At 71.4% G+C, this 26,509-nt stretch carries 18 protein-coding genes; 12 read left to right on the forward strand and 6 right to left on the reverse strand.

The genetic code is table 11. From position 1 onward, the window contains the following. Nucleotides 1-147 precede the first annotated feature (147 nt). Genes VF584_23945 through VF584_23985 form a run of 9 tightly spaced genes read left to right on the forward strand, consistent with a single transcriptional unit; the run spans nucleotide 148 to nucleotide 12,532 of the window. A complete protein-coding gene (locus tag VF584_23945; GenBank protein ID HEX8213249.1) occupies nucleotides 148-1,434 on the forward strand; it encodes a hypothetical protein in 1,287 nt (428 codons plus the stop codon). Between the two features lie 55 nt (nucleotides 1,435-1,489). Further along, nucleotides 1,490-2,020 carry a hypothetical protein gene (locus tag VF584_23950; GenBank protein HEX8213250.1) on the forward strand — a complete coding sequence of 177 codons (531 nt, stop codon included), beginning with the start codon at nucleotides 1,490-1,492 and terminating at the stop codon, nucleotides 2,018-2,020. A gap of 1 nt (nucleotide 2,021) precedes the next feature. Beyond that, a complete protein-coding gene (locus VF584_23955; protein ID HEX8213251.1) occupies nucleotides 2,022-3,584 on the forward strand; it encodes a hypothetical protein in 1,563 nt (520 codons plus the stop codon). A gap of 1 nt (nucleotide 3,585) precedes the next feature. Beyond that, nucleotides 3,586-6,990: a hypothetical protein gene (locus VF584_23960; GenBank protein ID HEX8213252.1), complete on the forward strand. Its 3,405-nt coding sequence runs from the start codon at nucleotides 3,586-3,588 to the stop codon at nucleotides 6,988-6,990. Next, nucleotides 6,987-7,796, forward strand: coding sequence for a hypothetical protein (locus tag VF584_23965; protein ID HEX8213253.1), 810 nt, complete (start codon nucleotides 6,987-6,989; stop codon nucleotides 7,794-7,796). The genes VF584_23960 and VF584_23965 overlap by 4 nt, the downstream gene beginning before the upstream one ends. Continuing rightward, a complete protein-coding gene (locus tag VF584_23970) occupies nucleotides 7,793-9,583 on the forward strand; it encodes a hypothetical protein (GenBank protein HEX8213254.1) in 1,791 nt (596 codons plus the stop codon). The genes VF584_23965 and VF584_23970 overlap by 4 nt, the downstream gene beginning before the upstream one ends. A gap of 6 nt (nucleotides 9,584-9,589) precedes the next feature. Then, nucleotides 9,590-10,252 (forward strand): OmpA family protein, encoded by a 663-nt coding sequence (locus VF584_23975; GenBank protein ID HEX8213255.1) that lies wholly within the window; start codon nucleotides 9,590-9,592, stop codon nucleotides 10,250-10,252. Further along, entirely contained in the window at nucleotides 10,249-12,318 is a 2,070-nt protein-coding gene (locus tag VF584_23980; GenBank protein HEX8213256.1) for a hypothetical protein, read from the forward strand. The genes VF584_23975 and VF584_23980 overlap by 4 nt, the downstream gene beginning before the upstream one ends. 22 nt (nucleotides 12,319-12,340) lie before the next feature. Continuing rightward, the gene (locus VF584_23985) at nucleotides 12,341-12,532 is read left to right on the forward strand and encodes a hypothetical protein (protein ID HEX8213257.1); all 192 of its coding nucleotides are present in this window, start codon (nucleotides 12,341-12,343) and stop codon (nucleotides 12,530-12,532) included. A 99-nt stretch (nucleotides 12,533-12,631) separates the two neighbouring features. Here VF584_23985 and VF584_23990 read toward each other — a convergent pair whose 3' ends face one another. From VF584_23990 to VF584_24005, 4 genes are read right to left on the reverse strand one after another with little or no spacing between them, the layout of a single operon-like run. Continuing rightward, entirely contained in the window at nucleotides 12,632-14,338 is a 1,707-nt protein-coding gene (locus VF584_23990; GenBank protein ID HEX8213258.1) for a methyltransferase, read from the reverse strand. A 43-nt stretch (nucleotides 14,339-14,381) separates the two neighbouring features. Further along, the gene (locus tag VF584_23995; protein ID HEX8213259.1) at nucleotides 14,382-15,836 is read right to left on the reverse strand and encodes a tyrosine-protein phosphatase; all 1,455 of its coding nucleotides are present in this window, start codon (nucleotides 15,834-15,836) and stop codon (nucleotides 14,382-14,384) included. Then, the gene (locus VF584_24000; protein HEX8213260.1) at nucleotides 15,833-16,375 is read right to left on the reverse strand and encodes a hypothetical protein; all 543 of its coding nucleotides are present in this window, start codon (nucleotides 16,373-16,375) and stop codon (nucleotides 15,833-15,835) included. Before VF584_24000 ends, VF584_23995 begins: the two co-directional genes overlap by 4 nt. Further along, on the reverse strand, nucleotides 16,372-18,723 hold the full coding sequence (locus tag VF584_24005; GenBank protein ID HEX8213261.1) for a glycosyltransferase: 2,352 nt from the start codon (nucleotides 18,721-18,723) through the stop codon (nucleotides 16,372-16,374). The genes VF584_24000 and VF584_24005 overlap by 4 nt, the downstream gene beginning before the upstream one ends. A gap of 80 nt (nucleotides 18,724-18,803) precedes the next feature. Between VF584_24005 and VF584_24010 the strand changes: the two genes are divergently transcribed. Then, a complete protein-coding gene (locus tag VF584_24010; GenBank protein HEX8213262.1) occupies nucleotides 18,804-20,249 on the forward strand; it encodes an amino acid permease in 1,446 nt (481 codons plus the stop codon). Then, nucleotides 20,246-21,331 (forward strand): pyridoxal phosphate-dependent aminotransferase, encoded by a 1,086-nt coding sequence (locus VF584_24015; protein HEX8213263.1) that lies wholly within the window; start codon nucleotides 20,246-20,248, stop codon nucleotides 21,329-21,331. Before VF584_24010 ends, VF584_24015 begins: the two co-directional genes overlap by 4 nt. A gap of 27 nt (nucleotides 21,332-21,358) precedes the next feature. On the opposite strand, the gene VF584_24020 is transcribed toward VF584_24015, so the two are convergent. Both VF584_24020 and VF584_24025 read right to left on the reverse strand, forming a co-directional pair. After that, the gene (locus tag VF584_24020) at nucleotides 21,359-21,757 is read right to left on the reverse strand and encodes a type II toxin-antitoxin system VapC family toxin (GenBank protein HEX8213264.1); all 399 of its coding nucleotides are present in this window, start codon (nucleotides 21,755-21,757) and stop codon (nucleotides 21,359-21,361) included. Continuing rightward, nucleotides 21,757-21,990, reverse strand: a complete 234-nt coding sequence (locus tag VF584_24025; protein ID HEX8213265.1) for an AbrB/MazE/SpoVT family DNA-binding domain-containing protein — start codon at nucleotides 21,988-21,990, stop codon at nucleotides 21,757-21,759. The genes VF584_24020 and VF584_24025 overlap by 1 nt, the downstream gene beginning before the upstream one ends. A gap of 428 nt (nucleotides 21,991-22,418) precedes the next feature. Here VF584_24025 and VF584_24030 point away from each other — a divergent pair, with 428 nt between their 5' ends. Further along, nucleotides 22,419-26,465, forward strand: coding sequence for a hypothetical protein (locus VF584_24030; GenBank protein ID HEX8213266.1), 4,047 nt, complete (start codon nucleotides 22,419-22,421; stop codon nucleotides 26,463-26,465). The last annotated feature ends 44 nt before the right edge of the window (nucleotides 26,466-26,509 follow it).

Below are 26,509 nucleotides of genomic sequence, written 5' to 3' on the forward strand. Positions count from 1 at the left end.
CACTCCGAACGATCCATGGTGCGGGGAAAACGCGGAGACGGTGCCGACAAAGGATCTCGGCGGGGCGCAGCGAAACGCCGCATCACGCCGGATTATCCCAGGTATCGCTCTACACGTGGCGTAATGGTGAACGTGCTTTCGCTGAGAATGCAATCCAGCTCGCGCCTGACTCACGCGCTCCTCGTCTCGGTGGTGGGGCTGGGCGCGTGCGAACCTCCGGCCGATCGCGAGGCGGTCACGCAGGAAGTGGTTCGCGGCTGGGTGGAGGCGCAGGACAGCGCCGCGTGGGGAATGGGTGCGCTGGCGCATCCCGTGGCCGTCTACGCGGACCGCAGCCGCAGCATGCGCGGCTTCCTCGATCCGGCGTACCCCACGCGCGTCGACTACCGCTCGGTGATCGACGGGCTGCAGGCACGCCTGGGCCCTCGCCGCGTGTACGGGTTCGGGAGCAGCGTCCGCCTGGAGCCGAACGCGGGGATCGACGTGCTCGGAAACCGCGACTTCTACGGCGATCGCGACACCGAGATGGAGGATGCGCTGGACAGCATCGCCCGCGACACGCTGCTCGCCTGGAGCCACGTGGTGATCGGCGACGCGCGGCGCAGCAATCCCGATTTTGCCCACCGCCAGTTCGTGAGGATGCGCGAGCTCGCGCTGCGGTGGGGCCAGGCGCGCGGGACCTTTTTCGTGGCGGTGTCGCGCGCGCCGTTCCGTCCCGTGCAGGGAGACCCGTCCGGCTGCCACGCGGCCTCGGCGGGCGGGCAGGGCCGGTCCGCGCACCAGTGCCCGCTCTACGCCTTCGTCTTCGCGGCGCCGGGGGATGGAGTCCGGATCGCGGCCGCGCTTGCCGGCCTATTCGAGCACGTGTGGGGCCATCCGCTCCCCACCGCTCCGCTCGCCGCGGTCGAGCTGCTCCCGGACGGGGCAGCTCGGGAGGAGGGCGTGGAATACGATGCCGCCTGGCTCTCCGGCGCCGCGACCGTCCCCAAGCTCGAAGCGGCGTCACCCGCCACCCGCCCCTTCCGCGCGAAGCTGGTGCCGGCCGACGGTGCCGCTCCGGCGGGGAGGCTGCTCGACCGCCTCCTCGCCGGGGCGCGCCTGGAGCTGTTCGCCCGGCCGGTGACGGCGGATTCCGCCGCCTCGCCGTGGAGGCGCCAGGGCGGCACGGGTGCCGTGCGCGCCACAGCGGGAGGGATCGACGTGTTCAGCCCGGGCGGCGACGACTGCGTCTCCGCCGGCGAGGGCGAGCCCTGCGGCACCCTGTACCGCATCGAAGCGCGCGCACCCGGCGCCCCCCCGTGGCTCGCCGACTTCGAGGCGCGCGAGGCGGCCGACGCGGAACGCACCTTCGGACTGGGGCGGCTGTTCGAGCCGTTTCTCCCGCTCGCGGCCACCGCGCCGCCGCTGGCCAGGAGCTACCTGCTCGTCCGTTGACCGAGGCCGCCGCACCGTGCGGGCCGGCATCCACTTTCATCCGCCATGAGATCCCATGCTGCTCTGGCTCCTTCACCTCTGGGCACTGCCGCCGGTGGGCGCGCGCCTCGACTGCCCGCCGCCACGCGCGGGCGATCCGGCCGACCCAGGCGGGCTCTACAACGCGGCCGAGATCGCGGCGCGCTGGCAGCTGATGGCGGCCGTCTCCATCGCGCTGCTCGTGGCGCTCCTGCTGGGCTGCTACCTGATCCCGCGCGCGAGCCTCAACCGCGGCTTCGTGCTGCGCTGGTGGGGGGGCTGCGGCCTCGCGGGCGTGCTGTGCCTCTTCGTGCCGCTCGTGGTGGGGCGGTTCGCGCCCGTGCACGCGCGCGCCGGCAGCTGCAGCACGCGCCCCGCGGGGTTCCCGGTCGAGATCCCGTTCGATCTGCTCTTCCCCCGCATGGTGGCGGGGCTGTTCTGGGGTGCACTCGCCTTCGCCGCCGTCTCGCTGCTCGCCACGCGGCTCCTGGGCCGCTGGCCGGGCACGGGCGGCTTCTTTCACTACCGCGGCTGCCCGTGGCCGCGGTGGAACCCGGGACAGAGGTAAGATGAGCGCAAACCTTCTCTCCCCCGAATACCGCCAGCGGACGCTGGTGTACCTGGCGCTGGGCGGCAGCGGCGCCCGCGCGCTGGAGCCGCTGCTGCACCTCTGCGCGCTTGGGCTGGGGCCGGCGCAGCTCCGGGTTCTGCTGGTGGACCCCGACCAGGGGAACGCCGCCATCACCCGCGTGGGCCGCGTGCTGGACCAGTACCGCGAGGCGCGCGAGCGGCTGGCCGACGCCGGCGCCGCGACCGGCTTCTTTCGCACCGAGGTGGTGGACGCGCTCCCCGAGTCGCGCGTCTGGTCGCCCATCGCGGACGACGGCTACATGCCGGACACCCGCTTCGCCGCGGGAGTCGACCGGCAGGTGATGGACGCCGACGCGCCCGAGCTGGGCGTGCTGTTCGACCTGCTCAACTCCCGCCGCGTGCGGGAGATGGACCTGTCGATGGGGTTCCGCGGCGTGCCCTCGGTGGGAACCGTGTTCATGAACCGCCTGCGCGATCAGGCCTTCTTCGCGCAGCTCCTGTCGCAGTACCACGGAGCCGCGGGCGCCACCGTGTTCTTTGCGGCGGGCTCCGTGTTCGGCGGCACCGGCGCGGCGGCGCTCCCCGTCGTGGGCCGCGCGCTGCGCGACGGGGTGCAGCAGCGGCCCGGCGCGTCGGCCATCCGCGGCGCGGCGCGCGCCAGGCTGGGCGCGGCGCTCCTCCTCCCCTACTTCACTCTCCCCACCCCGGGCGGCGCCCCGGCCGACGGCGGGCCGCGGCCGGAGAACGCGCTCTTTGCGCACAACGCGGCGGGCGCGCTCCCCACGTACCTGGACCGCGCGCGCGACCCCGGCTACGGCGCCTACTACCTGGTGGGCGACGGCGTCCCGCGCGAGCAGTCGCGCAATGAGCTGGGCGGCGAGGCGCAGGCCAACGCGCCACACTACGTGGAGCTGTTCGCCGCGCTGGCCGCGCTCGACTTCACCGCGCGCGGAGGCGAGGAGCGTGAGGACCGGCTCCCTATCTACCGCGCGACGGGCGTGGGGAGCGAAGAGCCCGGCTGGGGCGACCTCCCGGTGGACCGCGGGACGCGGCGCGCGCTCAAGGGGGCGCTGGTAGCCCTGCACACCTATCTCACCTTCTTTCGCCCCGACGGCGGCTCGCCGCCCGACCTGGCGGCGCAGCTTCACGGCGTGACCTGGGCGGAGCTCCTGCGCCTGCCGCCCGCCACCTGGTCCGATCGCTCGGACGCGCTGGACGCCGTGGGGCAGAGCTGGATCAGCACCTGGGAGTGGCTCCGCGAGCTGCGGCGCTCCACCCCGGCGCTGCGCCTGGCCGCCGCCACCGAGGACCAGCCCAGCCGGGTCCCTACCCACGCACTGATCGAGGGCTTCGGCCGCGGCGGCGAGCGGGGGCGGCGCTCCGATGACGTGTTCAACGTCTTCCGCGCCTGGAACACCGAGGCCGCGCGCCGCAGGAACGGCGGGTTCGGCGCCTTCATGGAGGTGCTGCGCGCCGGAAGCGAGCGTTTTTCCGAAGACCGTTTCCCCGAAGCCGAACAGCCCGGCCAGGAGGAGGACTGAGATGGCCACACCTTCACGCGCCCGCCGGCTTCTGCCGCGATTCCGCCCGCAGACCAACGTTCCCGACCTTCCGCCCGGCCGCTGGAGCGTGGTGGAAGGTCCCGCCGAGCTGGGCAAGCTGGAGGTGCCCCGCGACGACGACGGCGGCGCCTTCCGCACGCGCGTCCAGTCCGTCCCCAGCCCGTGGGCGCGGCTCTACCTCTTTCGCGACGCCATGCTCGACCCCCACCACCCGGCCCGCGCGCTGGTGGAGAACGAGCTGCTGGACGCGCTGCAGCTGGCATGGGCCTGCGGGCCCCAGATGCTGGGGCTGGAGACGACCCGGGTGCGCGTACCGGAGCTGGTGGAGAGCGACGTGACGGCGCGGGTGCGCGACTACGCGTCGGCGCTGGTGGACCTGGCGCCGCGCACGGCGCAGCACGAGACGCGCGAGGCAAGCGCGCTCCCCGTGATCACCCTCGCCACGGTGGCGGGCCGGCCGGTATTCGCGTCGTCGCCCTACACCGTGCTGTTCACGGCCGAAGACGCCGCCCACGAAGACTATCCCGACCTCTTCCGCTACGCGGCGGGGACGCCGGCCCGCCCCCTGCGCGACCGCGAGTTCTCGTTCCAGCGCTACGTGGCCACGGTGGTGCTCCCCCAGCTCCGGAACCTCCGCCCCGCCCCCTCGGAGCACGTGGACGAGGACGCCGTCCGCCGCGGGGTGGCCAAGTGGCTGGCCGACGCGGTGGACGACGCGCGGCGGGCCGCCGGGCACCGGCAGGGTGAGCTGGCCGCCCCACAGGAGCTCGACGCGCAGCTCCGCAAGCTGTCGCTGCGCCATGCCGGCGAGCACGCCTTCGCCGGAGTCACCCTTTACACCGCGACGCCGGACAACCTCCCGAGCCGCTGGACCCTGCGCGCCACCACCGGCCCCGAGCCGCGCCCCCTGGTACTGGTTCCCGGCACCTTTGACGGCATCTACGGCGAAGGGGTGGGCCGGGTGGATCTCCCCTCCGGGCTGGAGCGGACCCGCGACCGCGAGATCCTTCCCGGCACGTCGCGCCGGCAGCGCTGGGTGCTTCCCGAGACGGACTGGCTGGCCGACGCGCTGGTGATCCTCAGCTATCCGCTGGACTCGCAGGGCGCGTACGGGCACGAGTGCTACCACGCCGACCCCTCGGTGGCCCAGGGGCCGTTCGCGCAGCCGCAGATCGCCCTTCCGCTCAAGCCCGACTTCTTCCGCTGGTTCCAGCCCGCGGAGGTGGAGCGCTGGCTGCGCATCGACGTGCCGCGCCCCGGCGAGGTGCGCGTGACGCTCACCATCCCCGTGGGGAGCGAGCACCCGGAGGAGATCCGGATCACCCGGCGCTACACCGGCGCCCAGATCCGCGAGGAACAGGGAGCGCCGCAGGTGGTGGTGTGGCCCGCCTTCAAGGCCGACGACTGGCCGCACTACGCGGTGTTCCGCCTGGACCCCGCCGCGGGGCCGATCCACCCTTCGGCCACGCTGCGGCTGACGGCGTTCGCGGACGGCGCGGAGCTCCCCGCCGCGGGGCACGTGCAGCGGTCCGGCGAGGCATCCACCTACGCCTTCGAACGCGCCCCCACCGTGCTGGCCTTCGAGGCAGACCGCGGGCCGGGCCTACCGCCGCAGGGGCTGGGCGTGCTCCTTCCCCGCTACCGGGCGGCCACCGCGCCCTCCGCCGACCGCTGGACGGTGGGGGTGGACTTCGGCACCTCCAACACGGTACTGGCCATACGCAAGGACGGCGTGCCGGACCCGGCGGTGCTCCACCACGACAAGCTCCTCCTGGCCGTCACGCGGGCGGAGGGCGATCTGCCCTTCTACGCCGACTCGTTCTTCTTCCCGGAAAAGATCGCGCCCGAGCCGTTCAACAGCGCGGTTGTGCACGTGACCGGGATCCCGTCGTACACCGACGCGGGCCGCGAGCCGGTGGCGCTGCGGGTGAACGTACCCTTCGCCGGGTGGGTGAAGGACGACGGGCGCAACCGCGTGGCCGACGACCTGAAGTGGTCCACCAGCGAGCGGGAGGAGTTCCTGGCCTCCGTGTTCCTCCGCAACGTGGCGGCGCTTGCCCTGGCCAGCGCCCGCGAGGCGGGGGTGAGGCCGGAGAACGTCACCTTTTCGTACGCCTACCCGCGCGCCTTCGAGGCCGACCGGCTGAGCGACCTGCAGGCCCGCTGGCGCGGGGTGCTGGGCGCCTCCGGCGACGGCGAGGCGGACGCACCCGGCCGCCCCCGGCTGGCCCGCGCCGTGGACGAAGGGCAGAGCGCCCTGCAGTACTTCGTGGGCCGCGGGGCCGTGACGGTGGCCGGCGACGCGTCCGTGATCATGGACGTGGGCGGGGGCACCACGGACCTGGCCGTGTACGCGCGCGGAACGGCGCTGGTGCTCGACTCGCTGCGCTGGGGCGGGCGCGACCTGGTGAGCTCGCGCGTGCGCCACGGCGACGCCACGGGCTTCACCAACCCCTTCGTGCGCGCGTTCGCCGCCTGGGCCAAGGCGAACGGGCTTCCCGAGTCGCAGCTGGAACCGCTGCGCAAGTTCGAGAACGAGGGGCACGACGCCCTGGCGCTGGGCTACCTGCTGCGCACCCCCTGGTACCGCGCCGACGGCGCGCTCCGCTTCCGCGAGACTCCCGCGTACGGCGCCTTCCGCGGCGCGGTGCTCTACTTCTTCGCGGCCGCCTTCCACCACACCGGGCTGCTGCTGCGCGCCCTCGACGCCACGCACCCCGACCTGCGGCTGGACGCCGTGGTGCTGGCGGGGAACGGGAGCCGCTTCCTGGAGTGGCTGCAGCGCGAGTGGGGCGACACCGTGTCCAACCCCTTTCGCGAGGTGCTGCTGTCGGTGCTGGCCTCCGCGCGCGGGGTGCCGCAGTCGAAGGCGCCGCGCGTGGTGCCGAGCCGCGCGCCCAAGCACGAGGTTGCGCTGGGGCTGGTGGCGGGAGTCGACGCCACGAAGCTCACGCTGGCCGCCGAGGCTCAGCGCTCCGTGGTGGGCGAGTCCGTGACCATCGAGCGTGCCGGCGGCGACGCGGTGCGCTACGCCGCCACGTCGCGCATCGCGCCGCACCTCAAGGCCACCGGCGACACCATCAGCGGCATACGTTGGGAGAGCGGCCCCATGGAGATCGACCGCTTTCACGCCACGCTCGCGGCGGCCGCGCGGGAGCGGCTGGTGGGGGTGGGCGGACCCTGGGCCGCCTTCCCCGATCACCTGGAGGAGGCGCTGCTGGGGATGGGTGCCGAGGGGATTCAGCAGGCCGCGCGGGCGCGGCTGGATAAGCTGCTGCGAGAGACGCACGGCCTTCCCGGCTCGCTGTTCATGGTGGAGGCCGGGGCGGTGCTGGAGCATCTGATGGACGCGTTCGTCGCCGCCTACGCGCGAGGTGAGGGATGAGCACTCTCCTCTGGATCGTGGCGGGCGTGGCCGTCCTCGCGGGGGCGCTGCTGCTGGCTCGTGCGTGGGTCATGCGGGGCGGTTCGCGCGCCGTCGAGCACGTGCCGCCGCCGAGCCCCGCAATGCGGATGGTGAACCGCGCGGGTGCGACGGACGCGGTCACCGTGCGCTTGGACCGCGACGACCTCAGGTCGATCCGCGAAGAAATCCGCGAGCTGCACGTGATCCGCGACGACATTCAGCGAGTCGCGGACCTGCTCCAGCAGGGCCTTTCCGGAGCGCTCGCGGCCGAGCAGCCGCGCGTGAGCCCGCCACGCCCGGAGGCGACGGGCGGACCGGCGCGCGACGCATACCGTAACCCGGTCCGGGACGCCGGGCGGGACCCGTCGCCCGTCTACGGCGCCGAATGGCAGGATGATGCGCGCCACCTGGGTCTGCGCGCCGGGCGCGATGAGCTCACCTGGGGGAACGATCCCGCCCCCACTTCCTTCGATTCCGGCGTGACCGCGCCGGCCGCCGCGCCCCCCTATGAGCCCTCGTCCGCGGCGGTGCCTGTGGAGGCCAAGAACGACGCGGTAACTTCCAGCGAACGCTACCCGCCCGAAGCGTGGCTGGAGCGCAGGGCCGGAGTGGTCGAAGTGTGGTTGAACCCACGGGTGCCGCTCAGCGACGCCGCGCTGCAGCGCTGGAGCACCTTTTTCGACTGGGAGCGCCGTGATCCGGCTGCCAGGTACCAGGCCACGCGCCCGGCGACGGTGACGTCGTCCGGCAGCCTGGTGAGCAAGGGCGCCGCGAGGCCGCTATGACCGAGACGATCTCCGCCCCGCCTCCCGACACCACCGCCGCGCCACCGCTCCCCGCCGCGCCCAAGACGCTCGGGCGGCTGGCCCTGCCACCGCGCGGGAACCAGTCGGCCGCGGTGTACGCGCGGCTCGGCGCCATCTTCTACGTCGTCGCCAGCGCGACCCTCTTTCGCGCGCTGCTCGCGAGCGACGAGGGGTCCAGGATGGCGGCGGTGCTCGAGCTGCTGGGTCTCGGCAAGGAGCCCAACTACGCCCTCACCGGCATGATCCTCCTGAGCTTCCTGCTGGTGCTGGCCGCCTGGCGGAGCGTGCGCCAGGACCGGGCCGAGATGGCCCACGAGGAAGAGGACGTGGAGTGGGTCAACCTGCACGGGCGCGAGGGGCTTGGGCTGGTGTTCGCCCCCGCGGCGCGGCGCGAATCGCTCTTCCGCGGCGGCGAGCGCGAGTACACCGCCGAGGCGGGCGGACAGGTGGAGACGCTGATCGACGACCGCGTGCGGCGCATCCTGGAAAAGGCCCGCGACCCGTACCTCCGCGTCTCGCCCGACGAGCTGCGCGGGATCGCGGAGACGCGCACGGCACGGTATGGCGTGTTCGCCCGCTATGCCTCGTCGCTCCTCCTCCTCCTGGCCGTGCTGGGCACATTCGCCGGCGTCAAGACGGCGCTCCCCGGGCTGATCGACGCGGTGTCGCAGACGGGCGGGGCGCAGCCGGGCGGCGCCGACATCGCCGCGCCGCTGCGCGCGGTGGCCGACGCCTTCGGCGGCAACGCCCTGGCGCTGGTGGGCGCCATCGCGGTGGGGCTGATGGCGCAGGGGCTGGCCACCGGGCGGCGGAACCTGCTGGAGCGGCTTGAGCTGGTGTCCACCGAGTTCCTGTACGGTGGCCTGCACGGCGGCGGGTCGGTCGATCCGCTCACCGAAGCCGTGCGCGAGCTGCGCGAGACCGCGTCATCCGTCCGCGATACGGGGCGCGCCATAGAGGGGCTCGAATCGGGGATGAACGGGCTGTCGGAGAGCTTCTACGAAGCGTTCGAGCGGCTGAACGAGCGGCTGGTGGAGCTGACCGCGCAGCAGGACGAGGCGCTGCACGAGAAGACCGGGAGCGAGCTGCGCGAGCTGCAGCGCCGCGTAGGCGACCTCGCCGGGACGGTGGAAGGTGTCGCCCGGGCCTACCACGGGATCGTGGACACGGTGGAGGAGCGCTCGCGCGCCTCGGAGCACGGCATCGAGTTGATGCGGCAGAGCGCCGTCACGCTGCACGAGGCGCTCGGCTCGCTGGGCGGGTACCAGGCCGGCGCCGAGCGCACGGCCGCCGGGGTCCAGCAGACGATCGCGGCGCTGCGGGACGGCAGCGAAGCCGTGGTCGCGCGCATGGAGGCCGTCGCCGAAGCGGTGGGCCGCGCGCAGCCCGCCATCGACACTGTCGAGCAGGTGCTGCAGCAGGTGGCCGAACGCGTCACCGGCGTGGACGAGCGCGCCGCCGCCTCGTGGGCCCAGGCGGCGGAGAGCGTCAACGGCCGCCTCTCCGCGGCCGCCGAAGCGCTGCGGGAGGCCGCCGCCCGCGCCGCGGAGCCCGCCCCGGTCGCGGCGTACCAGGGCGGCCAGCGCGACCCCGAGGTGAGCGCCCTGCTGCGCCGCATCGCCGCGGCCATGGAGGCGGAGCGGGGGCCCTCGCGGCAACACCTCGTGGCCGCGCAGGCCGCCGGCACCCTTGCCGCGCTGGCGCTGGGATATGGGCTGTACGTGGGCGTCCCGGCCCTGCTCCCGCTCCTCATCTTCTGGAGGTAGTGGACGATGCGCTACGGCATGGGAGACGAGGAGGGCGACGGCGGCCCTTGGCCGGCGTTCGCGGACCTGCTGGCCGCCACCACCCTCCTCTTCCTGATCCTCTTTGCCGCGCTCGCGGTGCCGGCCATCCAGCGCGCGGGCCAGGCCGATGCACAGGCGTCGAACCTGGCGCGCATCGAAGCGGCGCTCGCCGGGGCCGCGGACCGGCGCGTTGCCGTGCAGCGCGTGGGAGACTACGTGCTGGTGCGCATCGCCGAGGAGGCCACCTTCCCCCGCAATGAGTACGCGCTCGCCCGCCTCAAGCCCGAGGGACGGGCGATCCTGCACGACTTCGGGCGCTTCCTGCACGGCGGGCTGGTGAACGAGATCGACCAGGTGCAGGTGGTCGGCCACACCAGCAGCGAGGGGAGCGACGAGCGGAACTGGGAGCTGAGCGCGGCGCGCGCGGCGACCGTGGCGCTCTTTCTGATCGACAGCGCCGGCGTCCCCGCCTGCCGCGTGTCGGCGCTGGGGCGCAGCCACTACTACCCGGTGCGCCCCGACCGCGCCCGCGCCGGCGCCGACGCAGACCCCGCGGACCGCCGAATCGAGCTGGAGATCCGCCCGCAGCTTCCCGGCGACAGCGTGCAGCGCCGCCGTCGCGACGCCTGTGTGGAGATCCGCCGGTGACCACCGCCGCTGCCCTGCGCGGCCGCCTCGACGTGTCCGACGAGGCACGCCGGCACCTGGTCCGCGTGGAGACCGAGGCCCGCGAGCTCCTGGCCGTGCTCGGCGCGCGCAGCGGCGAGGACCCTGCCCTCGCCGCATCCGCCGCTGGCCTCACGGACTTCCTCGACGGCGCCAGGAGCCCCCTGCGGCGCGCCCTCACGCGGCGGGGCACCGAGCTCGCCGCGGGCGGGCTGGCGCGCAGGTCGCTCGACCACACCTGGAACGCGGTCCGTGGCCGCGCCGCCCGCGCCATCGAGCGCCACGACTCGGCGGCGGAGCTCGACCGCGTGCTGCGCCGCCTGCGCGAGCGGTTCGCCGAGCGCCTTCCATGGCACCTGGCGCGCGCGCTGGAAGCGGCCGGCGTGGATCAGGGCGGACTCCGCAACCGCGAAACCGCGTGGCTGCGGGCTCGCCAGGCGCGGCTGGAGCGGGTGGAACAGGACCTCGCCGCGGCCGAGCGCCGGCTTCCCACGCACGTGAACGAGCCGCTGGAGGTGAAGCGCTGGCCCGAAGCCGTGTCGCGCGCGGAGCTCGCTGCCGCGGTGGAGGAGGCCGGCCGTGCGGCATCACAGGGTTGGCCCGAGACGCTGCGCACCCTTTCCGCGCGGCACCTGGAGCGCCTGCGCGGCCACTCGGGAGCGGGACGCCCGGCCCCCGCGCTCGACGAGATGGCCGCGCGCGAGTCGGTGGCCCTGGTGGACGCGGGCCTCGCGCCGGACGCCGCCGACCTCGACGCGTGGGGCGTCCTGCTCCGCCACGCATCGCGCAACCGGGCTCCCTCCCCCGCCCCGCCGCCGCCGACGGAGACTCGCAACGCGGCGCCCGCATCCACCCTGTACGTCGTGCCGCTCTTCGGCCCCTACGTCCTCATCCGCATGGGCGACGGGTGGCCCGTGCAGGTGCGGGGGCGCGGCGTGCGCTGCGGCGGGCGGGCCGAATGCGTGGCCGCCATCCCTCCCGGCGCCGATGCGGTGACCCTGCACCCCGATGCCTGGGCGGGCCCTCTCTTCGACCTGCCCGCCGGCGCGGGGGGTCACTGGCTGGAAACCACCACCCCGGCCGTCGTCGTCCCCTTCGCCCGCATCGCCGCCGACCGCTGGGTGGCCGAAGTGGTGTTACGCGGCGCCCTGCGTGTGGGAACCTCTCCCGCCTGGGAACGCCTGCCGCGCCACAAGCGGGCCTCGCTCCGCATCCTCGCCCCCGCCGCCACCGCCGCATCCGACGCGGTGCTCGCGGCCGGAAAGCCGGTCCGCACCGACAAGGCCTTCGGCTGGGAGACGCGGGTCGTTCCGCTCCCCCTGAGCGACCTGACGCACGGCTGGCTGCGCACCGCCTCCACCGAAGCCGGAGAGAGCGCCGTGCGGCACGAGCACGCCTTCTTCCGCGCGCTGGAAACCCGCACCACGGGCCGTTCGCCGCGCTGCCTCGGTCGCCCCGCGAAAGGCTCGGGCTATCTCTACGCGCCGCCGACAGCCCTCCCCCTCGCGTCCTCCGCCCCGCTTCGGGCCTGGCGCGACCAGCATCCCCGCGCGCTGGTGGCCGCAGCCGCGCGGCTCTGGCGCGATCTCTCGGCGTTCGATCTCGGCCTGGGTCTGTACCACCCCGCCACCATCGGCTATCGCGTGGCCGAACCCGGCGCGCTGCACGCGGTCGCGCTGGCCGCCCCCCTGGGCACGCTGCTCGGAAGGCCGTACCGCGTCGCGCCGCCCAACATCCTCCCTCTGGACCGCCTGGGCCGCGTCCCGCCGCATCCGTCCCACACCTCTGAAACGCCCGCCTACCGCGAAACCGAGGCGGCACTGTTCGCGGTGTACGCCCTGGACCTGCTCGCCGAGGGGCCGATGCAAGGCGCGCCGCAGGAGTGGGACGACTTCGTCGCCTGGCTCGCGGCCCCGCAGCGGAACTTTCGGGAGCCGGAGATAGCAGCCGGACTCGTCCAGGGACTCGCCGAGGGATCGGCGGACAACCTGGTGTTGCGGGTCGGGGCGCTGGCCGAGGAGAGTGCAGTTCAGGCCGAACCCGGGTAGGTCAGGAGGAGCTTGGCGCTTAATGATGATTCGCAAGAACCTGGCGGCCATCGCGTCGTGCGCCGCGTGGCGATCCTCTACCCCCGGCCCGGCCGTGCGCTACGCCGGCGGGATCGAGGCGATCTCCGCCGTCCCCGGTGGCGACGCGGCGCTCCAGGCCAGGCTGCGCGCCATCCTGTGCCGGGCGCTGCGAAGCAGGCCTTCCTGCGCGTAGCACAGCCACCGTGCTGCCGGATGAGGCGAACGGCGGCGGCGTGTCACCTCGGATGCGCATCAGGGGGCTCGGTCCCCTGGATGCGTGCTTCCGCGCGGGTCAGCCAGCCACGTCCCCTGCCGGGTGGCAGACGAGGAGCTGGCAGAGCCCCGGCGCGTCCCCCGGGACATCGGCCCGCAGCCCGGCGCTCGCAAAGAGTGCGGTGAACTCCGCGAAGGTCCGTTCCCTCCCCCCGGTGACCGCCAGGAGGTGGAGCCCGCACAGCCCGCCGTAGTGCGTGTCATTGTCGCGCAGCATCTCGACCACGACGATCCGGCCGCCGGGACGCAGCGCCGCCCGGCCCCGCTCCAGGATCTTCGCCGCCGCCCCGTCGTCCCAGTCGTGAAGCACCCGCGCGAGCACCACCACGTCGGCCCGCACCGGCCAGGGTTCCCACAGGTCCGCGCCGACCGCGGCCATGCGAGAGCCTCGCGGCACCTGCCGGACCACCAGGGGCAGGTCGAGGGCCACCACGCGTGCATCGGGCCAGTGGGCGGCGATCAGCTCCGCCAGCGCGCCCGAGCCGCCCCCCGCGTCGAGCACGACCTCACCGGGGCGGATCGGCAGCCGTCCCACGAGCGGCGCGTAGTCGTGCAGAGCGTAGCTCCGCAGCATCCGGTGGTGCGACACGCGCCGCTCCGCATCCGCGGCTACCTCACGAAACACGTCTGGCGGGCGCCACCGCTCTTCCCGCAGTGCAACCGGCAGCGCGCTCCACCGCTCCCGCAGCGGTCCGGCGTACTCCAACGCGGCGCATGCCAGCGAGAGGGGATGGTCCGTGCGCAGTAGCTCCCCGCGCGCGGTCGCTTCCCACCGCCCGTTGTCCGCAAGGCGCACTACGCCCATCTCACCCAGCGCATGCAGCAGCCGCCGCGCGCCCTCGACGGAAAGGCCTCGCGCGGCGCCGAGCTCCTCGGCCGTGGCGGGAAGGCTGTCGGGAACCTGAAGCTGCACCGCCGCCGCAAGCGTCTCCGTCCGCCAGAACCCGACCAGGTCGGAGGAGAGCGCCTGGAACTCGCTGCGAAAAGGCGCGCGCAGCTCCATGGCCGTCCGTCCTGCCTCGTCGATCACCTCCAGCGCCCCGTCGCGCCGCTCCACCCGCGCCTGCCCGTTGTAGAACGGCTCCGCCGCCGCGAACCGGCGCTCGTACAAGGGAACGCCGCACCGGTCCACGTGGGTCCAACCCGCCCGATCGCGCGCGGGGGCGACGCCCTTGTGGAAGACGCCGAGATCCAGGAACCACACGTCGTGAAGCGGGTTGCCGTCGCGGTCCACGTGCGTGGAGCGGCCGTCATCCCCCTGCACCACGGCGGCGCTCTCGCGGAAGTCGCCCGCGTACCGCCAGCGCCGCGCGTATGCCGGCCGTCCAGCCGGGTCCAGGTGGAAATATCGCCCGCCCACCTCGCGCACGGTGCAGCGCTCTCCCTGGAAGTTGCCGCACCAGGCGTATCGCTCGGGATAGAGCGGCGTGCCATCCACGCGCACGTGGTGCCAGCCACCGGCCGCGACGACAGCCGCCCGCGCTTCGTAGAACCCGAAGGTGCGCAGAAAGCGGGGCGCGTACGCCGGCGCTCCGCCGGGCGTGATGTGCCACGCCACCCCCTGGCGCCGCACCGGGGCGAGTCCAGGGTCGTGGAACGGCAGCACCTCGTCAAAGCGGTCCGCGTAGCACGGGGCACCGCCACACAGGTGGTGGGTGCCTTCCACCGCCACGCGCGTGGCACGCCAGTCCACGACGGCGGACCGGGTATGCGAGGCGTTTCTCATCTTATCTCCAACCTGGAAACGTTCCGCACTCCCGAGGCAGCCCTCACTGTTCGGCAGGGGATGTGGACGGGATGAGCCGGGCGCGCAGCGACTGCATCTCCGGCGCGGTCACGCCCATCTCCCGCAGCAGCGCGCCTGCGCCGCCTGCCCTGTCCAGCTCGGATAGCAGCGCTTCCATCACCACCGCGCGAGTTCCCATTCGCGAGGCGAGATAGTCGCGGACGATCGCTTCGCGAGGGAGATCCAGCGCCGCCTGCAGAAGGGCGCAAACCCAGCCGGTCCGATCCCTACCCACGTGGCAATGGACCACGACGGCACCGTGCGCCGAACCCACGATTTCCACGATCCGCCGCACCTCCGCCGCGGATTCACGAATGCGCTCCACGAACGCGGCGTTCGGCAGCTCGTCCGCGGAAGGAGCGGGAACAGGGGCGTGATGCACCTGCACCCGGCCGCGATCGCCGTCAGTGTACGGCATCCGCTCGCATTCGTCCGCGTTGCGCAGATCGATCACGTCAGTCACGCCCCCGTCGCCAAACCAGCGGCCCAGCTCGTCGCGGCCGCTCCACCGGGCCAGCGCGGACGCACGGATCAGGCGTCCCGGAACCACGCGCCCGGGAAATGAGAGCGCGACGTCACGGACGTTGAAGAACAGGTCGCGCCGCTGCACGCTCTCCAGGAGCTCCCGCAGGGTCGCGGCGTCGCGGTGTACGTCCAGCGTCTCGCGAGCCTCCTTCACCGCGGCCAGAAAGCGATCCGCCAGCGCCGTTTTCCGGTTCAGCGCCTCGGGCAGATAGAGCGTGCCCGCCAGGGCGCGGTACTCCAGCTGCTCGGCCACCGGCATGAGCCCGGCCATCAGGTTGCGGGGGAGGTAGAGGTGCCGGACTCCGCCACGTGTCAGCTGCACCACGCGCATCAGCCGGCCCAGGGCGAGGTTGTAGTGGAAGTAGAAGGCATACGCATCGCTGCGGGCGTGCGCGGACGAGCACTGGTCGAACGCCACCACGAACTTGTCGATTTCACGTTCGGCGCGTGCTCGCCGGGCAGCGGCATCCAGCGGGTCGTGCTCGGCGGCCGCCCGCAGGAGCAGCGACCGCACCTCCTCGTCGTCCTCGTTAAGCGGCCAGGCGGCGGTGAGCCGTGGCGCGGGGACGTCCACCGCGTCCGCCAGCCACGCCAGCTCCGCCGGCTGGTGGCCGAACACGACGTCGATGCGCGTGGGAGCCGCGCCGGTCCAGACCGCGATCCGGCGTTCGTCGGGGAGAAGGCAGCCGTGCCGCGGCGCGTGTCCAGCCGCCTCCAGCGCCCCCGTCAGCGCTTCCGCGAGAGCCGCCGGATCGCAGTCGGGTTCCAGGAGCAGCGCCAGGTCGAGGTCGCTTTCCGGCCACACCTGGCCATTTCCGAACCCGCCGTACCAGAATCCCGCTTGGATGCCCGAATGCGCGGACGCCCACTCCACGATGGTGCGGGCGACGGAATGCAGGTGTGTGGCCGTCATGGAATCGTTTCGCGCGCAAGCCAATTGTGTAACTCCGCCACGGCCCGGGCCGTGGAGAGAGCCGGGTCACTCTGCCCGTCCACCACGCACAGCGGAGCCGGCCAGGCGGTCCCCACCGTCCGGTTCAGCTCCCGCTCCACATGCATGACGACCTCCTCGAGGGGGACGCCGAAGTCCGGGTACGGGACGTCCAGCCCACGAACCAGGGCGCGGCGAAGGCACTCCCGGGCGGGCGTTTGAACGAGTAGAACAGCCCACGGCACCCCGGAACGACGCAGGGAGTGGCGAAGGAGATGGGTGAACGGCCCGCCGCCCGTGCACTCCAGGACGGCTGGACGGCGCTCCTCCGCCCGTGCCAGGAAATGTGCCCAGGCCCGAGCCTCGCCCGCCGCGCTTCCGTCACCGAACTGTCGGCGCGCGTCGTCGATGCCGGCCGCGGGCCACCCCGTCTTACCGGCCACGGCCCGCACCAGACCCGATTTTCCGCTGGCGATGTTTCCCAGCACCAGCAGCTTGCCGAAGCGCCGCACCGGCGTCACGCCTCCGCGCCAGCGGGCCGGCGCATGGTGCACCCGCGGCAGAGGCTCCGGTTGCGGTAGCCGCGGACCAATCCCTGGTACGCCTCGGCGCTCCATATGTCGCCCAGCGATTGGCTGTTCAGGTCACCGAACTCGCCGAGCGTGCGGCGTTGCGCGTCGGGTGCGCAGCACGGGTTGAAGCGCCCCTCCGCGCTGACCCACGCCTCACGGCCAAGGAACGGGCACGCCCCGTCCGCGGCCGACGCAGGGGCGCCGGACTCATCGAGCGTGAAGAAGTTCTCGAGCAGCACGCGCTCGCCGTTCGGAAGCCGGGCCTCCGCGGCGGCCGCCCGTGCCTCCGCGACGGCCTGGTTCCACCGGCTTCGCGCGCCCGAGTCGCGGCGCATGGAAAGCGGCTCGATCTCGCGGAAGTGAGCCCACAGGTGGTGTCCCTTCACGCGGTCCACGCCCAGCTCCGCGGCCAGGCGGACGATGCCGGCCAGCTCGCGCACGTTGCTCTCCAGAAAGGTGAGCTGAAACGTGACGCGGCAGCGGTTTCCACCGGCCGCCGCGTGCGCGTCACGCACCTCCACGAGCGTGCGGACGTTCTCCAGTACGCGCTCCCACCGCGTTCCCAGCATCACCAACTCGTGCGTCTCGCGGGTGGCGCCGTTCCACGAGACCTTGACGTCGGAGGTGACGGGGACGATGCACTCCGCCCACGCACGCGCCCCACGCCCTGGGAAGGTGCCGTTGGTGGTCAGGTTCAGGCTGACCCCGTACTCGCGGCAGAGCTCCACGATCTCGTCGAAGTGCTCGTACAGGAGCGGCTCGCCCATGGTGGACGGGATCACCTCCCGCAGGCCCTGCCCAGCGGCCTCGGAGATGACGCGGCGCACCGTTTCGAGCGGCATCACACGGCGGGGACGCCCGGCCGCACGCCGCTCCCGCTGGAGCGTGCTGTGCGGCGAGTGCTCCTCGCACATTATGCAGCGCAGGTTGCAGGTATCCGGGTTGGTATCCAGCGTGATGCGCCACGGCCCCGGCAGCGGGGTCACCCGCGCGGCGTCGCGCCGCTCGATCGCCCGCGCATACAGCCCCTCGATCCGCTCCGCGTGTTCGCGCACGCTGACCACGTCTCCCGCTGACGATCTCAGGTGGCCGCGCGCGCCGAGGCGAGCGGCCAGGGCGGGATCGTCCGCGAAGCGCTGCATGGCGTCGGCGAGCGCCGCTACGTCTCGATGCGGAAACACCAGCCCGTTTACCCCGTCGTGGACCAGCTCGGCCATGCCGCCCGCGGCGGCGGTGATCACCGGCACCCGCGCCTGCTGCGCCTCGTGGATCACGAGCGGCGAGTTTTCCGCCCAGATCGATGGAACGACGATGGCGTCCACCCGGTCGAACACGTCCGGTACGATGGCCTGGTTCCGGTATTCCCCCATCCACTGCACCCGCTGAGCGGCGCCCGCCGGAAGCCGCCGCGCCAGCTTCCTGAGCGACTCCGTCTCCTGCCCCCGGGGGCGCCCCCAGATGCGCAGGAAGGCGTCTCCCCGCACCTGGCCGAAAGCCTCGATCAGGTGGTGGACGCCCTTGGCGGGGATGTGCGTGCCGATGTACCCAAAGGTGAACGGCTCGCCCGGCGCGCGCCGCCGCCCTCGCAGCCGGGAAAGGTCGAAGCCGTAGTCCAGGTGCACCAGCTTCCCCTCGTCCATGCCCGCCTCGTCACGAAAGCGCTGGAGGAGGGAGTGCGAAGGAGCGATGAAGAGGTCCACGTGCTCCATCATCTCGCGCACGTGCTGCATCCGCCGCCGCACCCACCCGGTCCAGTACGCGGCATCCTCCTCCCGCTCCTCTGGCGCGCCGGAGAAGGAGCGCGTATAGCAGCGCTCCGCGCATCTGCGATCCTCCTGCCCGTCGCAAACGGCCCATAGGTCGGCGGGGTCGTCCGGGTGCGTCTGGATGAACTGCCCGCGGGGACACATCAGCCAGAAGTCGTGGAGCGTGAAGACCACCGGGATCTCGCGCGCGGCCGCCACACTCACCAGCGAGGTGGAGAGGTGGCTCAGGTGCCCCACGTGCACCACCTGCGGCTGCACCTGGTCCAGGACTTCCGCGAAGCACCGGTCCACGCCCGTATGCCGGTAGCGGTCGCGGCCGTGCGGCACGTTCACGACGTGCAGCATGACGCGGGGATCATCCCGGTCGGCTTCCCGGCGAAGCGCGCACTCCGGTGCGAACGGATCCTCCTCGCGTGTAAAGACGTGCACCTCGTGCCGGTCGGCTAGCGCGTGGCAGAGCGTCTGAGTGTAGACCTCGGAGCCAGCGTTGTAGCGAGGGGGATAGCCGTGGATGACGTGAAGGATTTTCATGAGGCGTGATGGACCGTGCGCACCGGCAAGGAATGACCGAAGGAGATTGACCAAGCGCAGATTACACGTGGCCGGCGCGAATGTCGAGCAAGTTCTTTCCGCGGCCGGATACGGCCCTTGCCGCGCACGCCGATCCCATCGACCTTGTGCGCGTCCCGCTGCTCCTCTCCCCCTCCGCCATTCCGCGCCCCGTGGATTCCACACCTCACGCAGGTACCGCGCAGCCCGCGCTGGCGCGCAGGCTGGGGCTGTTCGACGCCACGATGATCGTGATGGGCGGCATCGTGGGAAGCGGCATCTTCGTGACGCCGTACGTGGTCGCGCGGCAGGTGCACACGCCCGCGCTCATCGTGGGCGCGTGGCTGGCGGGCGGGCTGGTCGCGCTGGCGGGCGCCTTCGTCTACGCGGAGCTCGCGGCGCGGCGGCCGCACGTGGGCGGGCAGTACGCGTATCTGCGCGATGCCTTTCATCCCGCCGTGGCCTTCGTCTACGGGTGGGCGCTGCTGCTGGTGATCCAGACGGGCGGGATGGCGGCCGTCGCCGTGACCTTTGCGCGCTACTTCCGCGAGGTCACGCACCTGCCGCTGGCGGAGCCCGTCGTGGCGGCGCTGGGGATCGCGCTGCTGGTGGCCGTCAACTGCATGGGCGTGCGCTCCGGCAGCACCGTACAGAACGGGCTGATGATCCTCAAGATCGTGGCGATCGTGGGGCTGATCGCGGCCGGCTTGGTCTTCGTGGCGCCGGACGCGGGCGCCGCACCGGCCCCGGCGCCCGCGCCTTCGGGGAGCCTGTTGCTGGCCTTCGGCGCGGCGATGACGCCCGTGATGTTCTCGTACGGCGGGTGGCAGACGGCGAGCTTCGTGGCCGGCGAGATGCGCGACCCGCGGCGGGACCTCGCGCGCGGGCTGCTGATCGGCGTTGCGGGGGTGATCGCGCTGTACGTGGGGGTTACGCTGGCGTGTGTCCATGCGCTCGGCGCGAGCGGTCTGGCGGCGACCACCACGCCGGCTTCCAGCGTGATGCGGCTGGCGTTCGGCGAGCGCGGCGCGGCGCTGATCGCGGCGGGCATCGCCATCAGCACGCTCGGGTTCCTGAGCCAGGGGATGCTCACGGCCCCGCGCGTGTACTTCGCCATGGCGGCGGACGGGGTTTTCTTCCGTTCCGTGGCGCGGGTGTCGCAGCGCACGCGGGCACCGGTGGTGGCCGTGGCGCTGCAGGGCGTGCTCTCGCTGCTCATCGCCCTCACCGGGACGTTCGAGCAGATCCTGGGCTACGTGGTGGCGGTGGACTGGGTCTTCTTTGCGCTCACGGGCGCCGCGCTCTTCGTCTTCCGCCGCCGCGAGGGTGAGGCGGACGGCGGCGCGCGCGTGCCCGGACACCCGGTGACGACGGCGCTCTTCGTGGCCGCGGCGGCGCTCATCGTGGTCAGCACCGTGCTGGACGCGCCGGTGAACAGCGCGGTCGGGCTCGGGATCATGCTCGCCGGCCTCCCCGTGTACGCGCTCTGGCGCCGGCGCGCGGGATGACGGGCTCCGAGTACCTCCGCTGGGCCAAGACGCGCCCGCCGGCCCGATTCGACCTCACCTCCAGCGGCGTGCCGTACCTCCCGCTCCACGAGCTCGCCGTCTCCATCGACGACCTGGAGATCAGCGGCACGGGCGCGTACGGCTACGCGCCGCTCCAGCAGGCCATCGCGGCGCGCTACCGGGTGGACGTGTCGTGCGTCGCATCGGCGATGGGCGCGTCGATGGCCAACCTCCTCGCGCTCGCGGCTGTCGTCCGGCCGGGAGATGAGGTGCTCATCGAACATCCGACGTACGAGCCGCTGATCGCCGCGGCGCGCTGGCTGGGCGCGGAGGTGCGCTCCTTCGCGCGTCGTGCCGATGACGGCTTCCGCCTAGACCCGGCGGAGGTGGAGCGGCGGATGACGGACCGCACGCGCGCCGTCGTCGTCACCAACCTCCACAACCCCAGCAGCGCACTCGCGGAAGACGACACGCTGCGCCAGATCGGCGAGATCGCGGCGCGGACCGGCGCGCGCGTCATCATGGACGAGGTCTACCTCGACGCGCTCTGGGAGCCCGCGCCGCGTACGTCCTTTCATCTGGGCGAGACGTTCATCGCCACGAACAGCCTCACCAAGGTCTACGGCCTCAACGGCCTGCGCTGCGGCTGGATCCTCGCCGCGCCGGAGATCGTGGAGCGCGCCTGGCGTCAGACGGAGCTGTTCAACAACATCGGCGTCCACGCGGCGGAGCGGCTGAGCCTGGCCGCCTTCCAGAAGCTGGACGCCATCGCCCTCCGCTCGCGCGCGCTGCTGGACGCCAACGCCGCCGTCCTCAACGAGTTCTACGCCGCGCACGCCGGCCACCTGGTCGTCTCGCCCCACGCGCACGGCACCGTCTCCTTCCCCCGCCTCCGCACCGGCGACGCGGACGCGCTCTGCGATTTGCTCGCGGCGCGGTACGATACGGCCGTGGTGCCCGGGCGCTTCTTTGGAGTGTCGGACCACCTGCGCATCGGCCTTGGCGTGGAACCGGCGACGTTCCGCGAGGGGCTGGAGCGGGTGGGGAACGCGCTGAACGGGCGATCACATCGCGCTGGCTGAGCGCGCTCCCGCAGTTGGCAGCTGCGTTTATCTCAGCCAGTTCTCCACATACAGCTCCGCGATCCGGGCGAACTCCCGCTCGTTGTCGGTAACGAGGGTATAGCCGAGCGCCACGGTCTGCGCTGCGATGAGCAAGTCATTGCCGCCGATTGGCTGACCCATCCTTTCAAGGCGCGTGCGGAGGACCCCGTACACCGCGTCCGCAGGGGGCTCCAGGGGCAGGACGTCGAGAACTCCGAGCACCGCTTCTACCTGTTCAGTTAGGCGTGCCGAACCTTTCTTCTCGGCGCCGAACCGGAGCTCAGCCGCCACGACGATGCTCGTGCAGACCCCCGCCTCACCGACCTGGCGAATGCGCTTCGTAACGGGCCCCTGTGGCCGGCGCACGAGATCCGAGACGATGTTGGTGTCCAGCAGGTAGCGCATCAGAGATCCACCGAGTCCATCGGCAGCTCCGGGATGGGCGGGAAGTCCTCGTCGAGCGGTTCCAATGATGCTAACAGCGCAAGCAACGACTGCGGCGGCGCGGGTTCGATGATCAGCCGCTCGCCCTCCTTCCGCAGGATGGCATCCTCGCCAGCCAACTCGAACTCGCGAGGAATTCGTATCGCCTGGTTCCGCCCGTTCCTAAACAACTTGACGCGACGCTGTGCGCTCACGAGTCACCTCCGGGTTGACATATGCCAAAGCATATGCCACCGCGGAGCGGAAGTCAATATCCGCCGAACATCCGCTCCGCGGGTCCGGCGTCTGGCCCGGGGAGAGCGCAGTAGCGCGACTCTCCTCATCGATAGGAGCCGAGCATGCTCGGCACCACGCAAGCCTCACGGAGCGGTGCGGAAGGTATTAGCTAAGTCACGAGCAAAAGGCATGGCTTTGAGCGTGCTTCGCCGACCTTAAACTGAGTCCATCCCTACGTCGGTGTTCAATGTCGAATTCAGGAGCAAAGGCTGCTCTGCAGGGTTATCGCCGGCAGGCACTGTACACCCTAGCCCGTGTCCTTCGGGGAGGGCCCGACCTCGTTTTTCATCCGGAGGGAAACGAGGATCTAGCCGTCTATGGGGCCGACGGATCACTGCTGGAAGCCGTGCAGGTCAAATCGTACGCCGAGCCGCTGGCCCTCTCCGACTTTGGGCCGCGCAAGGAGGGCTCGTTCTTCCGGCGCGCTGCGGACCTAGCCAGCAGGCCGGGGGTCGCGGTTCGCGTAGCCAGCTTCGGTCCCGTCGGTCCGGAGCTGCGAGGCGCCTGGGCGGGCGTCGGACAGCCCCGGAACGAGATCACGCGCAAGCTCCGTGAGGCCGGTCTGCACTCGGACGCACCGGCGCGGCTATATGATCGTGTGGAGTGGGAGGAAGTAAGTGAGGAGGAGCTGAGGCGGGAAGTCTTCGACTTCCTCCGCGACAGCGCCGCCGGTGGAGAGCCAGTCAGCGCTTTCGACCTCCTGGTGTCCTGGCTCTACGTGGCCGCGGAGACCCAGCAGCGTATTACGTACGGCGTGCTGATCGAGAAGATCAACGCCATCGGCCGCTACCTTGCCGAGCGGGCCGCGCACCACCAGGAGTGGTTCACCACCATTCACCCCCTTCTGGACGAGCTTCCGGACGGCGTCGACCGCGCGATCTTGGAGGAGGAGTTCTACCGCGGGATCTCCGCTCGGTACCTGGACATCGTGGCCGGGAACGACGTAGAGCGCCCGGAGAAGCTCGCCGAAATCCAAGACGCGTTCTCGTCCGGCGCGCGCGCGGTTATCGTGCACGGCGCGTCCGGTCAGGGCAAATCGACGCTGGCGTACCGCTACCTCCACAATTTTGTGCCTGAGGTGTGGCGCTTCACGGTCCTCGCGGTGGAGAGCCGAACCCACGCCCTCCAGGTGGCCACGGCCCTCTCGGGTCACCTGCGGTCAATCGACGCGCCGATGTACGTGCACGTGGATGTGACTCCGCGTGATCTCGACTGGCCCGAGCTGGTCCGCTCCCTCGTCCAGCACGAGAACGTGCGCGTGCTGGTGACGATCCGTGAGGAGGACTTCGCGCGGCTCGGGATGGCCAACGCCGAGCTCCGCTTCCCCCGTACCATCCCGCTGCTGCTTGATCAGGACGAGGCCCGCGGGATCTACACTCGTTTGGCGGCACGCCAGCCCGACGAGCGCTTTCTCACCTTCGACGAGGCCTGGCGGCGGTTTGGGGGCGAAGGCCCTCTCCTGGAGTTCGTCCATCTCGTGGCTCAGAGCGAGTCGCTCCGGGACCGGCTCGCGGCGCAAGTGCGACGTCTGAAGGACGAGGTGCGCGCGCGACACATGGCACCGGAGGATCTCCGGTTCCTGCACCATGTGAGCGTGGCCAACGCGTATGAGGCCCGCGTGGATGTCGTCGGGCTCGCGCACGAGTTGCGGCTTGCTGACCCCGTCTCAACTCTGGATCTGCTGGAGCGCGAGTACCTGCTCCGCCGCTCCGCCGACGGGCGGCATGCGGAAGGGCTGCACCCCATCCGCTCTGCGGTGCTGGCGGAGGAGCTGTCGGACCCCGCGTTTCACCCGTGGGTTGCGACTGCGGTCCATGTGCTGCCGTACGTTCCGGAGGAAGACCTGGAGCCGTTCCTCCTCTACGCCTTCTCCCGCCATCCCGAGGGCGTGGAGGCCCTCGTTCAGCGCGTCTCCTCCCTTACCTTCACCACTTGGAGCGGGCTGGGCGGAGTCGCGCGGGCGCTCCTCTGGCTGAGCGTGCGGGAGTACATTGAAGAGAACGACCCCCTTATCCGTGAGATTGCGGACCTGGCCGGAGATGGCTGGTGGGGGGCGCTCAATTTCGACATCGCGCGGGTGGATCTCATCTCTGGCTCACTGCTAGCGAACATGGGTGCGTCTCTGGGCAATGCGACCGCCGTGGAAGCCTCACGGGCGTACATGGCCCGGCAGACGGACACCGCGCGGGCGTTCGCGCGCCTGGAGGCGTGGATGCGCGGCCTGGAACAGTCGCAACCCGATGCGCCCGCATCAGTGGCCGATTGGGCTGCGCTGGCGGAGAGCTACTTCTGGTCCGCGCACCTCGACGTCGATTCCGCACTGCGCGCTTGGGCAGACGACGTGGACCTTGCCCCCGCCGTCGAGGACATCCCGCTCGCCGTGCTCGCGGAAGTGGTACTCGCGTTCTCGTACGGCCCTACCGCCACCTTTGAAGCTCAGGTGGCGCCGTACCGTGACCAAATCCGTGATCGGTACCAGCGCGAGACCAACACGCTGTTCATCGAGGATCGCGGAGACACTCTCCGCGCGCACTTCATCTTTCCGTTCGAGCTGCTGAACGGCTCCGACGCCACCACCGGCGGTCAGCAGGAGAAGAATCCATTCCACTCCGCCGCAATCCGCCGGATCGAACTCCTGCGTAGTCTCTTCCCCGGCTGGAATCGGTACGGCTCGCAGGCCTACGGGCACCAGATGGGAGCGATGGTACTCCCCATCGACGAGACGAATCAGCCCGGAGTTCAGGTGCAGTCCCTCCCGCCACGCTGGCTGCCGCGGACGAACGCCACTTTCCGCCTGCTGGCGGATTGGGTTCGTCGGCCAGCGACATGGCGAGACCACGCCCAAACCCTGATCGACCTACGCAAGTCAGTCATCGGAGGCTTGAAAGGGCTACGCGTTTTCCTGCTCGGCTATATGCGTGGACAGGGATCCACACAACCCTGGAAGAAGATCGATCCCGACGTCTGGGAGCGCGCCAAAACGCGGGTCCAGCGCCTGCCTCCGCTGCCGCAGTCGGCAGTTGATGAATGGGGGTTCTCCAACGAATCAATGAGCGCCATGCGCTCAGACGAGGGGACGACCTCGCAACGATCCGATCCCGCGCGAGCGAGCCAGGCACGGGTGGGTGACGTTTACGCCGACTACCTCAAGGCGTCGCGCGAGTACACTTGGGGGCTCTATAACTTCTTCGACCAGGCTACCTCCGTGCTCACGGTGAATAGCCTCGTGGGTCGTGCCGCGACACGCGAGCAGGCGGAGCGCCAGCGTCAGTCCGCTGCCCGTCTTGGGGTCAGGACCGACCTCGGATTTCTGTCCACGCACAATCTCGGTGAGGCTCTCAAGCATCTCGCAGCCTTCCAGCTCCAGTTCCGGAAGCGCGTGGGACACCTTGTCGACCCACGAGAGATCGCCCGGATCGAAGCCGACGAGCAAAACATTCTCCCGCAGGTCTGGACGCTCTGGTACCAGTTCGCGCATGCGCCCGAGCAGCGCCTGAGGGATCCGCAGCGCCATGCCGACGGTGCCGTTCGCGAAGCTCTTGATGGCCTGCGGCGGGATATTGTCGATCGCTTAAACCCCCTTTTGGAGGAGGGGATCGAGGCCGCCATTCTGTCTGAAAGCTTGGAATACGACGGACGACCAGCGCTGTGGGTGAAGTTCGAAGTATCCAACCCGCTGGAGATCTACTCGGGGTTCCAGCTTGTCTTTGACGCGGTACAGGCGGTGCTAAGGCGGGTTCGATACCGAACTCTGGAGGTCTTCGCCGTGGATTTTGCCTGGCCGAGTGTGTTGATCGTGCCGGTCGTGGGGGGCCAAAATCTCGAGGGTCTCATGTGGAGGTTCTACACGAATCAGTTCTTTCAGGATGGCGAGATTACTCCCGACCGCTGGTGGAACTTCGTTCCGGTACCGCTGCCGGAGGGGTTCGAGGAGGCCAGCGGGATCGGCATCCTGCGCCATCCCCGCGCGGAAACGATCCGGCAGTTCCGTGAAGCCCTCGTGGTTGCATCCGTGCGCGCCGCGCACGTGGCCGATCTCGACCGTCTCCTGGAGAACGTCTCAGGCACCGGCGAGGAGCTCGCTCGGGCGTACATCGAGCGCCAGGGGGAGCAACTCAGCCCGGAAATCCAACGTGTGCTCGACCTCTTCGTCGTCGCGCTGGAAGATCGGCCTGGAGACGAGGAACTCGCGACGCGTCCTTACCTTGAAGAAGCGGTCGTAAGGCTGGCGGAGGTAGGACGACTCGTAATCCCCCGCGATCAGGAGGAGGGGATGTGGGCCGTTCCGGTGGCGGAGATGCCGGAATGGGTGGAACGGCTGGATAGTTCACTACGGGATCTTGAAGTCGTGCGGCTCCTGTGGACAGCGGACGCGTTGCAGCGCGAGAGGTAACACCTAACCCGATCACCTTCGGTTCGTCCACCAGGGCCGAGCGC

Source organism: Longimicrobium sp., assembly GCA_036389135.1.
Lineage (GTDB): Bacteria > Gemmatimonadota > Gemmatimonadetes > Longimicrobiales > Longimicrobiaceae > Longimicrobium.

Excerpts from the sequence above, each read along its gene's own strand:
- VF584_24020 (HEX8213264.1), bottom strand. The coding sequence starts at position 21,757 with ATGCGCTACCTGCTGGACACCAACATCGTCTCGGATCTCGTGCGCCGG.
- VF584_23965 (HEX8213253.1), top strand. The coding sequence starts at position 6,987 with ATGAGCACTCTCCTCTGGATCGTGGCGGGCGTGGCCGTCCTCGCGGGG.
- VF584_23960 (HEX8213252.1), top strand. The coding sequence starts at position 3,586 with ATGGCCACACCTTCACGCGCCCGCCGGCTTCTGCCGCGATTCCGCCCG.
- VF584_23970 (HEX8213254.1), top strand. The coding sequence starts at position 7,793 with ATGACCGAGACGATCTCCGCCCCGCCTCCCGACACCACCGCCGCGCCA.
- VF584_23995 (HEX8213259.1), bottom strand. The coding sequence starts at position 15,836 with ATGACGGCCACACACCTGCATTCCGTCGCCCGCACCATCGTGGAGTGG.
- VF584_24005 (HEX8213261.1), bottom strand. The coding sequence starts at position 18,723 with ATGAAAATCCTTCACGTCATCCACGGCTATCCCCCTCGCTACAACGCT.
- VF584_23985 (HEX8213257.1), top strand. The coding sequence starts at position 12,341 with ATGATGATTCGCAAGAACCTGGCGGCCATCGCGTCGTGCGCCGCGTGG.
- VF584_23945 (HEX8213249.1), top strand. The coding sequence starts at position 148 with ATGCAATCCAGCTCGCGCCTGACTCACGCGCTCCTCGTCTCGGTGGTG.
- VF584_23990 (HEX8213258.1), bottom strand. The coding sequence starts at position 14,338 with ATGAGAAACGCCTCGCATACCCGGTCCGCCGTCGTGGACTGGCGTGCC.
- VF584_23950 (HEX8213250.1), top strand. The coding sequence starts at position 1,490 with ATGCTGCTCTGGCTCCTTCACCTCTGGGCACTGCCGCCGGTGGGCGCG.
- VF584_23955 (HEX8213251.1), top strand. The coding sequence starts at position 2,022 with ATGAGCGCAAACCTTCTCTCCCCCGAATACCGCCAGCGGACGCTGGTG.
- VF584_24015 (HEX8213263.1), top strand. The coding sequence starts at position 20,246 with ATGACGGGCTCCGAGTACCTCCGCTGGGCCAAGACGCGCCCGCCGGCC.
- VF584_24010 (HEX8213262.1), top strand. The coding sequence starts at position 18,804 with ATGTCGAGCAAGTTCTTTCCGCGGCCGGATACGGCCCTTGCCGCGCAC.
- VF584_23975 (HEX8213255.1), top strand. The coding sequence starts at position 9,590 with ATGCGCTACGGCATGGGAGACGAGGAGGGCGACGGCGGCCCTTGGCCG.